We start from the raw sequence: 10,669 nt of genomic DNA on the forward strand, positions 1-10,669 counted from the left end.
GCAATTCATGTATAGACCACATATAAAGGTTAAGCAAATTGGCTTGTTGCTGGTGATGCTGCTCAACTTTGCAGTAGCGTGGGCACAAAACAAGCCAACTGCTGATACCACAAAAGTTTTTTCACTCGAAGATTTAAGGATGATGGTATTCAGGTATCATCCCATTATAAAACAGGCCGCGTTATTTACACAAACAGCCAAAGCTAACGTATTACAATCGCTGGGTTATTTTGATCCGGCGCTGAAAGCCAGTTTCGGTAGCAAAATGTTCGGCAATACAGAATATTATAACCACTGGGATAGCGAGCTTAAAGTGCCGCTATGGTTAGCAGGCGCAGACTTAAAAGTAGGCTACGACCGTAATGTGGGTACCTATACTAATCCTGAAACCCGTACCAGTTTAGACGGATTAACGGGGGTAGGTATCAGTATACCATTAGGTCAGGGTTTAATTATCGACTCCAGGCGGAACACGCTTCGTCAGGCTAAAATTATGGTGCAATATGCCGAAGCCGAGCAGGTAAAACAAGTGAACGGCACCTGGTATGAAATTGTTAAGGATTATTGGGCATGGTATTATGCTTATCGCCAGTTGGTACTTTCACAGGAAGGGGTGGAGCTGGCCGAGCGCCGTTTTAAAGCAGTAAATACACAGACAAAATTAGGCGATAAAGCTTCGATTGATTCTGTTGAGGCTTACATCACCGTGCAGGAGCGTATTGTGCAACTGGATAAAAACAAGGTGGAGTTGCAAAACGCAAGGCTGTTATTATCAAATCACTTATGGAATGAAGAGGGTAGCCCGCTTGAATTACCTGCTGACGCTATACCACAGATGGTTGGCGTAAACATTGAAAAGCCAAGCCGTATGGTACTTGATACTTTGGTACAAAAGGCAGCCAACCAACATCCGGAGTTAGTAAAGTTACGTACTAAAGGCAGCCAGTTAGCGGTAGAACGCAGTTACCGCCAGGAGATGCTGAAACCCAAGATCAACGTATCGGGTACGCTGTTATCTAAGCGCCGCAGCTTCGATTCTTACGTTCCAGGTTATTATGATTACAACTGGAGCAATTACAAAGTGGGGCTTGATTTTGTGTTCCCCTTGTTCTTGCGTTCAGAACGAGGTAAGCTAAGGGAAGTAAAGCTGAAGCAACAACAGTTGGATTATGACATTCAGCAGTCTGGCAGGGAGATTAAAAACGATGTCCTTTCTGCTTACAACGACCTTACTGCTTATGAGGCACAGATAAACGTGCAGGCGCAAAGCGTAAAAAACCAGGAAGCACTGCTTAAAGGCGAAATGCAAAAGTTTGAACTGGGAGAAAGTACCCTGTTCCTGATCAACAGCCGCGAAACAAAGCTGATTGATATGCGAATTAAACTGGAAAGTATGATTGCCGGTTATGAAAAATCACTCGCCGCATTATATTACAAAGCGGGTAGCAGGCAACAGCTATAATGACTTAAGGGCCAGGTTGAAATATACTTGGCCTTTTTGATTTTAAAACGAGCTGGAAATATTTAGAAAGATTTAAAATGTTTTTGCCCGGCGTTCGTCTACCTTTGAAACGCGTTCGTTATTTATATGGCAAAAAGGCTCCCTCTAATACTACTGCTCTTCCTGGTGGGCGATATTTATTTTTACCAGGCTGTTACTACTCTTACTCAAAACTCACTGCTTAATTTCAGTTACTGGCTTATTGATATACTGCTTATTACAGGTATTGTATCTATTGTATTTGTGCGCAGGGCAGGTAATAATGTGCAACGTTTAATTGCAGTACTAATGGCAGCAATGCTGCTTATATTTATACCCAAACTGTTTTCTGCACCGATATTATTAGCTGAAGATGTAGTCAGAATGTTTAGTGGCTTTCCACCCAGAAGCATTTATGTGAGCGAGGCTACGCTTGCATTTGCAGGTATCATCTTCCTGGTTATTCTTTTTGGCTTAACCCGTGGTAAGCATTTTTACAGGGTAAGGCGGGAAACGATCTATTTCCCTGATCTTCCACAGGTGTTTGATGGATTTACCATTACACAGTTATCAGATATACATTCTGGCAGTTTTGATGATGCTAAAGGTGTAAAAAAGGGCATTGACCTGGTGAACGCTCAAAAAAGCGATTTGCTCTTATTTACAGGCGATCTGGTCAACAACATGGCTACAGAAATGGACCCTTGGACACCTTTATTCAAAAAGTTAGAGGCGCCTTACGGTAAGTACTCGGTATTGGGTAACCATGATTATGGTGATTACATTAAATGGGAGAGTATTTCGGCTAAAGAAGCTAACCTGAAACGACTGAAAGCTGTACATGGTGAAATGGGCTTTAAGCTTTTGCTGAACGAGACGGTTACCATCAGTAAAGAAGGTCAAAGCATCGCGCTTATAGGTGTAGAAAACTGGGGCAAAGGTGGGTTTCACAAATACGGTGATTTGAGAAAAGCAACGGCAAGTATCCCTGCCAACTCCTTCAAAATATTAATGTCGCATGATCCTTCGCACTGGGACGAAGTGGTTTTAGATCACGATCAGCATGTGCATTTAACCCTTTCAGGCCATACGCATGGTATGCAATTCGGTATAGAGCTGTTTGGCTTAAGTGGAGCCCGATAAAATATGTTTACAAGCAATGGGCCGGCCTTTACAATCAGGCAGGCAAATACTTGTATGTAAACCGGGGCTTCGGTTTTCTGGGCTTAAAGGGAAGGATAGGTATATGGCCTGAAATTGCGGTGCTTACCTTAAAAAGAAGCAGCACTAAGCAGACGGCATAGCAATATAAAATGTGGTACCGTTTCCTTCTTCGCTTTCCAGCCAGATACGGCCATTATTGGCTTTAACAAAATCTTTGGTTAACATTAAACCCAGTCCGCTGCCTTTTTCTTTATTAGTACCGAAGTTTACTTTAAGGTTGCTGGTTAAAAACACCGATTGCTGATCTTTGCTTATACCTATGCCAGTATCTTTAACCGAAAAAATAATCTCTTTTTTCTTGGCCGGCATTTGTGCATCTATTTCAATAGCACCTCCCTGGTAGCTAAATTTGATGGCATTTGATATTAAGTTACGAATGATGAATTCAAAATGATCGGCATCTGCTTTAAGTGCAACATAGTTGGGTATATTGTCGCGGATATCAATATGCTTTTGCGCCGCCTGTTGCGATAGTAAAGTTATTGAACGTTCCACCACCGGCTTGGCGCTAAAGTCAGTAGGATTTACTTTAATGCCTTGCAGCTGCGCTTTGCCCCATTCAAACAAGGCTTTCAGTAATTCTAATGAGGCCGTGGTTTGCTTGCGCAATTCGGCTATCATGCCCTTCATTTCAGCCTCGGTAAAGTCTTCAGTTTCCATCATTTCAAAAAGCTGTGCTGCACTGCCGGCAGGACCTTTCAGGTCATGGCCGATCACTGAAAATAATGTATCCTTTACCTGGTTTGATGCGCGTAGCTCTTCGTTCAGCTTTTTGACCTTTCGCAGGTATACCCACAATAGTATTAGTGCAATTATAACGGCTATTAAGGCAATAATGCCGAATAGCAACTCACGCCCTTCAATGCGATTGACTTTTTCCAGTGTACCCACCTTTTCGCGTGAGCTTTCCAACGCATAGCTGCTATCCAGGGCGGCAATGTCTTTTACTGTATCTGCATTGAGCAGGCTATCTACAAGGCGGTGCTGTTCTTCCAGAGCGGCTATGGCTTCGTTGTAGTTTTTTTGCTGGCGATACACACCGGCCAACGCGGCAAAAATGCGTGCCTGTAATTTTGGCTCTTTGAGGTTCTCGGCAATGCTGAGCGCTTGTTTTAAATCTGATATACTGGTAGCTGCATCCTGCTTTTTCAAAATACCGGCAATGCTGATCAGCGCTTCGGCCTGCTCGTCAGCTTCGTGATATTTTTTGGCTTCGCTTAAAGCTTGCTTATAGGTATTTAAGGCTTTGTTTTCGTCATGAGCCTGCTCGAGCGCCTTACCATCGGTATTTAACAAATGCACCTCGGTATCGCGCGATGCCTGCCGCCTGCTTTTACTGATGCCCTCTTCAAGGTAATGCATCGCAGTTTTAGTATCACCTTTTTTCAGATACAGCTGACCGATGTTTTCCAGTAACTGAAAATAAGCTTCCGGCTCTTTCTTGCGGTTTTCATATTGGGCAAGAGCGCGCGAATAATAACTGATCGCTTTATCAAAATTTCCCTTCTCTTCGTTGAGTTTGCCCATAGCCTCGTATGATGCAATAACGCCGCTACTGTCGCGCGTATCGCGGTAGTATTGCATGGCGCGGCCAATGTCTTTCTCGTCCTTGTCCAACACGCCAAGCTGGTCGTAGGTACGTGCTATACCCGATACATCATGCAGGCGCCGAAAAATATTCAATGCCTCGTTGAAAAAGCTTCGTGCCAGTTCTTTATGGTTATGCAAAGCGTTAACAAGACCTAATTGTTCCAGAAAGGCGGCGAGACTCTCTCGGTCGTTTTTCTGTTCAGACAGCTTAACGCCAAGATTAGCATAGTGAACAGCAGAATCGGGTTGATCCTGCATGTAAGCTTTACTGATGTTTAAATATAGTTTTATCTTTTCTGCATCAGGCGCATGCTGTAAACGAGCAAGTTGTGTAGCCGGCCGCTGTGCAAACGCATTAAACGAGCAGAGAATAATTAGGGCAAGAAAGTAACGCATGGTTTATAAAAGTACGAAAATCTGTTAAACGGAAAACGTTTAATCAGGGTTATGATTTGCATCTCTGTTATTTGTAATTAAATATCAATGGGCATAAAGATTAATACCTTTTTAGATCTTTTCATCCGCATAATAAACCATCTTATCTTTTAGATTTATAAAAATAAGTTGTGCGGAATTAGGATTTAAGCCAACATATCCTATAATACAAGAGTATATATAGTAATCTTGTGTTTTTATATTTTTTTCTTTGGGAAACCAAGTCGTTTCACCTTGCGATCTGGCTATAAAACTAACTGCCTCATCGAGGACTTGGGGAAGCTTATCACCACGATACCATTTGCCTCTTATAACATTCGCATTTTCCAGCTCTTCTTTAGTTACATGATTGATTTTGATTGAGTATTCCGTCAAATGATCTCCTGTTAGTGACGTAGGGGTGGAATAGCTATGCATGACCCTTTCAATCCTTTGCTCTCCAAGGCCGCACCAATTCAAAACAAATCTAACATCGGATACGGTTGCCTGGTCAATTTCTACAGTGTCACCTACAGTCATAGAATAAATCATATAGCCTGTAAATACCATAATGGCTATCAGTGAAAAGCCACCCCAGACTACTAATATCCGTTGCCAAAGTTTCATAATTTTTAATTAAATATAAATATATTAAAAAGTACTTTGTATTTCAAAGTTGTACTGTGTACAAATGTATTGATCGTTCTATTATTTAAGTATTTTTTATCCTTTCGACATCAGATGCATGCTGTAAACGGGCAAGTTGTGTAGCCGGCCGCTGTGCAAACGCATTGAACGAGTAGAGAATAATCAGGGCAAGAAAGTAACGCATGGTTTATAAAAGTACGAAAATCTGTTAAACGGAAAACGTTTAATCAGGGTTTTGTACTTTGTTGCTTACGACAGATATGAGATAAATAAATAAGTTTGAACAATTATTGATGATACACAAGCGTACGCATGGTGTTCGTTTGTGATACAATGATTCAATAAGCTGTTTTTTATATCTATTTAAAAATTAAATACTTGCGTTTTTGGAATGCGTTTTATATTAATCTAATACAGCATTAAAGCATTTATCATGATTAAGAACTTTTTAAAAATTGCATTTAGAAATATGCTGAGGCATAAGGGCTATTTTGCCATTAATGTTTTAGGACTTGCCATCGGGTTATCGATATGCCTGATGATCAGCTTATTTGTTATTGATGAATTAAGTTATGATCGTTATAATGAAAATGCTGACCGCATATACAGAGTTAATACTGAAATAAAAGTTAATGGCAGCGGTACACCATCGCGCAGTACACCGGCTCCACTGGCTGATAAGCTGATGAAAGATTACCCTCAAATTGAGCAAGCCACCCGCATTGGCGGCGGAGATAATATGCTTGTTTTAAAAGGTACAGAAACTTTTATTGAGCCTGGTTCTTTTTTTGCAGACGCTAATATATTTAATGTTTTTTCATTACCTCTGATTGCCGGTGATACCAAAACAGCATTAGCGCAACCCAATACGATGGTTGTTTCTGCCTCAATGGCACGTAAATACTTTAATTCAACTGATGTAATAGGAAAAACACTTAAAGTAAACAATTCGGAGTATTATAAAATTACCGGTGTAATAGAAGATATGCCTGCGGCATCACACTTACATTTTAATTCAATAAGATCAGTAGTCAGTCAAGCGCAAAGCCGGTCGGATTTTTGGCTTAACAACATGTATTCTACCTATGTACTTGTGCGACCGGGTGTGACGCGACAAAACCTGGATAGTTTTTTGCGAACCATTGCCGCAAAATATGCTGAACCCCAGGTAATGAGCACCGTGCATAGTTCATTTGCAGATCTTGAGAAAAAAGGGGATTATTTTAAATACAAATCAATTCCTTTAACAGAAATCCACCTGCACTCTAATGTTACCAATGAAGCAGAGCCATCAGGCGATGTACGCTATGTATATATGTTTATTTTAATAGGGATAATCATTATAGCCATTGCATGTGTTAATTTTACCAACCTGTCTACAGCACGCTCGGCAGGGCGTTCAAAAGAGGTTGGCATACGAAAAGTTTTAGGTTCGGATCGTAAAAACCTGATCACACAGTTTCTGACAGAATCTATCATAACCAGTTTAATCGCATTAACTATCGCCTTGGTAATAACAATGCTGTGCCTGCCTTACTTTAACCAAATTGCCGGTAAAGCCATTACTTTTGGCTTTGTAACTAACATTAAATTATTGATTGCAGTTGTATTGGTTACCGTTGTTATTGGTTTTTTAGCAGGCATATATCCAGCCTTCTATTTATCTGCATTTGAACCGATACAGGTTTTAAAAGGGCGGCTTTCTACAGGATTTAAAGGTAGCTGGCTAAGAAATATCCTTGTTGTTTTTCAGTTTACAGCGGCAATAGTTTTAATTGTATGTACACTGATTATTTATAGCCAGCTTCAATATATCCATAATAAGGATTTGGGTTATAACAGAGAGCATGTTGTTGTACTTAAAAACGCTTATGCATTAGGTGACCATGCACAGGCATTTAAAAATGAAGTACTAAAGATACCGGGAGTAACAGCAGGGGCGCGTGCCGGTACCTTGCCTACTGAATCAGCTAATCAGTGGAATACCAATGCGCTTTCTAAAGATGCGACCATGAATGCGGCAAACTTGTCTGTGCTGGTAGATTGGTCTGTTGATGCTGATTATATTAATGCCTTGGGAATAAAGATGGCATCAGGAAGAAATTTTTCTCCGGAGATGGCAACCGATTCAAATGCTATATTGATTAACGAGACAGCTGCACGTGAATTAGGATTAAGAAATCCACTTCAGGAAAAATTATTTGATCTCGATCAGCAACGTCATGCTTTTTCACATCAAATCATAGGGGTTGTTAAAGATTTTAATGCAGGTTCGCTTCGTGATAAAACATTGCCGATGGTTTTCAGGCTAACTAAATATGGCGATAGTTTTATATTTCGCATACAGTCCAAAGATATCCATTCAGTTATGACGCAGATCGAAAATAAATACCATGCAATGGACAGCAATATGGCCGGTCAGCCGTTCTTGTTTTCTTTTCTCGACGAAGATTTTAATAAATTATATCAATCAGAGCAGCGTACAGGCAAGCTGTTTGTTACGTTTGCTTTATTAACTATCTTAATTGCTTGTTTGGGCTTGTTTGGATTAATAACCTATGCTGCAGAACAGCGAAATAAAGAAATTGGTATCCGTAAAGTTCTTGGAGCCTCTGTTGCCAATGTAACGGCATTATTATCAATGGATTTTATTAAGCTTGTGCTCGTTGCAATTGTTTTGGCGAGTCCAATTGCATGGATAGCCATGCACCAGTGGTTGCAAGGGTTTGCTTACCGGGTGTCTATCAGTGGCTGGTCATTCTTAATTGCTGCGATGTCTGCTATTATCATTGCCTTATCAACAGTCAGCTTTCAGGCTTTAAAAGCAGCACTTGCTAACCCGGTTAACAGTTTAAGAAGCGAATAAGAAAGTACATTTTACTATCAATAAAAACGCCCTTGATACTTTCGTATAAGGGCATTTTTATTGATGAGCGAAAGACGAGATTCGAACTCGCGACCCCGACCTTGGCAAGGTCGTGCTCTACCAACTGAGCTACTTTCGCAGGGTTGTTTTGATAACAAAGCCCCGATGTGTTTAGCATCAAGGCTTTATGCGGGCAAAGATATAAATCTTCAGGTATTCTTAAAAATGTTTTTCAACTTTTGCCATCCTATGCGTTTACCTGCCTGATTTTGAGCTGATAAAAATTATAATCTTTAATAATTTGATAACAGTTGCTCAAGTGTAGCGCAATTCATATTCACTATTTTTTTGCCACCTTTAATTAAAAAGAACTCTGTACGTCGGTTTACCTGGTGCTCAGCTTCAGAACAGTTTACGCCGTCTGGGCAGTTTGTAATCAGGTTATTCTCGCCAAAGTGTTCTGTAAATAATCTTGAAGCATCTATGCCCTGGTTAACCAAGTATTCTTTCGCCGATGCAGAACGCCTTGAAGATAAGGCCATATTATAAGCCTTTGATTCGCGGCTGTCGCAATAGCTGGCCAATACCAGTTTCAGATCAGGATGCGCCTTCATCAGCTTTATGATCTTGCTCATTTCCGGCTTGGCATCATCGCGTACAACCGATTTATCTAAGTCCCAATAAATCCTGTTAATGGTGAACTGCCGTTTAACCGCATCGCAGTTAAAATTTGGATTGTGTTGCGTATAAAGCGGATCAAGCTGCCTGATCTTGAGTACCACGTTAATAGTAGTATCATGGTAAATGCCTTTGGTGCTGATGATTTTACGGACCGTGCTGTATCCGTCGTTGGTGACGCTTATCTGGTAGTTTACATCGCTGTTAATCAGGTAGTCAAAATCGCAAAGCATGTCTGAGTTTGGCGCCTGTGTCGCTGTCGGGCTAACATTGATATAGTTGTAGCAAACTACTTCGTTGGTTACAGAATCTAATACTGTTCCATGCAGTTTGATCTGGATGTCGAGGTGGTTTACACTATAAATATCGTCGCTGCCCTCGCGGTTGCTGGTAAAATAACCTTTGGTACCATCAGGACTGCGGATCAATCCAAAATCATCAACAGACGAGTTAATAGGCGTGCCCAGGTTAACAGGCGTTTGCAATGGTGTCCAATCGTCAACAGCTACTTTAAAAATATCCAGTCCGCCTAAGCCAGGCAGCCCGTTTGATGAAAAGTAAAGCGTTTTGTTATCGTAAAGGGTAGGGAACAACTCGTCGCCGGGTGTATTTACGATAGGCCCCATATTTACCGGCTTTTCCCACGCCATATTTACGCTTGGGCGTTTGGTATAATACAGGTCTGTACCACCATAACCACCTGGCATGTCCGATGCAAATATCATGACGGTACCGCCGTTGTTTAATGCCGGATGCCCAACAGAGTATTCGTCGTTGTTATAAGGGAAAGGCTGAATGTCTTTATATTCCGGCGCAATGGCTGTAAACATTTTAAGTTTGTTTATACCGTCGCGGCTTTTGTGGTAGGCAGCTTTGTAATAATTGTTGCGTGTGAAAATAATAGAGCCGTTTGGCAATATAGCCGCTGAACCCTCATGATATTTAGTGTTGATTTCACCCTCAAGCAGCTTAGGTTCCAGGCGTTCTGATTTATTAAAGCCAAAGGTGTCTATAAAGAACCGGGGATTATAGTTACCCACCGTACGCGAATCGTTACTGGTAGGGGCGGTATCATCATCGTTTATTCTGTAAGCTTTATGCTTTTTACCAGTTGCGTAACGAGATGATATGTTCCTTAATTTCTCAACGTCCAATGATTTAATATCGTGCAGATCTTTTACATAATACAAATCGCTGAAGGGGGTTTCATCCCAACCGAAAACTGTTTTAAATGCACCGCCAACTTTGCGGTTGCTGGCAAACAAAAGGCCTTTCTGGTAATAAACGGGTGAGTACTCTGATGCAGGGGTATTGATATTTAAGAAAGAGATATCCCACTCATTTTTATTCTTCAGGAAGTTGTCGATGTCTACATAGAACTTAGTTAAATTCTTACCGCGGCTGTCTTTTTCAGCCATCTTCATATAGGTTTGGTACCATTCATCGGCCTGCGGGTATTGCCTGTTGTTAGCTAAAGCTTCGGCGTAGTACAATGCCCATTCGGGTTTTAAAGGTGTATTCTTAGTTAAGCGGGCATACCACAAAAGAGCATCATCGTAGTCCTTAATCAAACGGTAACTGTTGGCAATCAGTTCCTGTGCCTGCACATTATCCGGGTGATTTTTCAGTTCGGGCTGCAGCAAACGTATGGCAGATACAAACCTTAAAGATTCATATTCTGTGCGGGCAGCTTTAAGCTTATCATCTGTTTTCTTTTTTTGCGCTGATGAAAAAAGCGGCAACAAAGAAATTATTATCAGTGCTATGTA

The 10,669-nt window shown here is 41.1% G+C and carries 6 protein-coding genes and 1 tRNA gene; 3 read left to right on the forward strand and 4 right to left on the reverse strand.

Annotated features, from left to right (window positions below; all coding sequences use genetic code 11):
* Positions 1-7: 7 nt before the first annotated feature.
* Together PQ461_RS10270 and PQ461_RS10275 are read left to right on the forward strand one after the other, a co-directional pair.
* Positions 8-1,462, forward strand: coding sequence for a TolC family protein (locus tag PQ461_RS10270; RefSeq protein ID WP_274205406.1), 1,455 nt, complete (start codon positions 8-10; stop codon positions 1,460-1,462).
* Positions 1,463-1,588: 126 nt separating this feature from the next.
* A complete protein-coding gene (locus PQ461_RS10275; protein WP_274205407.1) occupies positions 1,589-2,623 on the forward strand; it encodes a metallophosphoesterase in 1,035 nt (344 codons plus the stop codon).
* A gap of 144 nt (positions 2,624-2,767) precedes the next feature.
* Here the strand turns inward: PQ461_RS10275 and PQ461_RS10280 are convergent, their stop codons facing one another.
* Both PQ461_RS10280 and PQ461_RS10285 read right to left on the reverse strand, forming a co-directional pair.
* A complete protein-coding gene (locus PQ461_RS10280) occupies positions 2,768-4,690 on the reverse strand; it encodes a tetratricopeptide repeat-containing sensor histidine kinase (protein ID WP_274205408.1) in 1,923 nt (640 codons plus the stop codon).
* Between the two features lie 111 nt (positions 4,691-4,801).
* Positions 4,802-5,335 carry a hypothetical protein gene (locus PQ461_RS10285; protein WP_274205409.1) on the reverse strand — a complete coding sequence of 178 codons (534 nt, stop codon included), beginning with the start codon at positions 5,333-5,335 and terminating at the stop codon, positions 4,802-4,804.
* Positions 5,336-5,789: 454 nt separating this feature from the next.
* Between PQ461_RS10285 and PQ461_RS10290 the strand changes: the two genes are divergently transcribed.
* Positions 5,790-8,222 (forward strand): ABC transporter permease, encoded by a 2,433-nt coding sequence (locus tag PQ461_RS10290; protein WP_274205410.1) that lies wholly within the window; start codon positions 5,790-5,792, stop codon positions 8,220-8,222.
* Positions 8,223-8,288: 66 nt separating this feature from the next.
* Here PQ461_RS10290 and PQ461_RS10295 read toward each other — a convergent pair.
* Together PQ461_RS10295 and PQ461_RS10300 are read right to left on the reverse strand one after the other, a co-directional pair.
* A tRNA-Gly gene (locus PQ461_RS10295) sits at positions 8,289-8,361 on the reverse strand.
* A 154-nt stretch (positions 8,362-8,515) separates the two neighbouring features.
* Entirely contained in the window at positions 8,516-10,645 is a 2,130-nt protein-coding gene (locus PQ461_RS10300; protein WP_274205411.1) for an OmpA family protein, read from the reverse strand.
* Between the last annotated feature and the right edge of the window lie 24 nt (positions 10,646-10,669).

Source organism: Mucilaginibacter sp. KACC 22063 (genome assembly GCF_028736115.1).
Classification (GTDB): Bacteria; Bacteroidota; Bacteroidia; order Sphingobacteriales; family Sphingobacteriaceae; genus Mucilaginibacter.

Excerpts from the sequence above, each read along its gene's own strand:
- PQ461_RS10270 (WP_274205406.1), top strand. The coding sequence starts at position 8 with ATGTATAGACCACATATAAAGGTTAAGCAAATTGGCTTGTTGCTGGTG.
- PQ461_RS10275 (WP_274205407.1), top strand. The coding sequence starts at position 1,589 with ATGGCAAAAAGGCTCCCTCTAATACTACTGCTCTTCCTGGTGGGCGAT.
- PQ461_RS10280 (WP_274205408.1), bottom strand. The coding sequence starts at position 4,690 with ATGCGTTACTTTCTTGCCCTAATTATTCTCTGCTCGTTTAATGCGTTT.
- PQ461_RS10285 (WP_274205409.1), bottom strand. The coding sequence starts at position 5,335 with ATGAAACTTTGGCAACGGATATTAGTAGTCTGGGGTGGCTTTTCACTG.
- PQ461_RS10290 (WP_274205410.1), top strand. The coding sequence starts at position 5,790 with ATGATTAAGAACTTTTTAAAAATTGCATTTAGAAATATGCTGAGGCAT.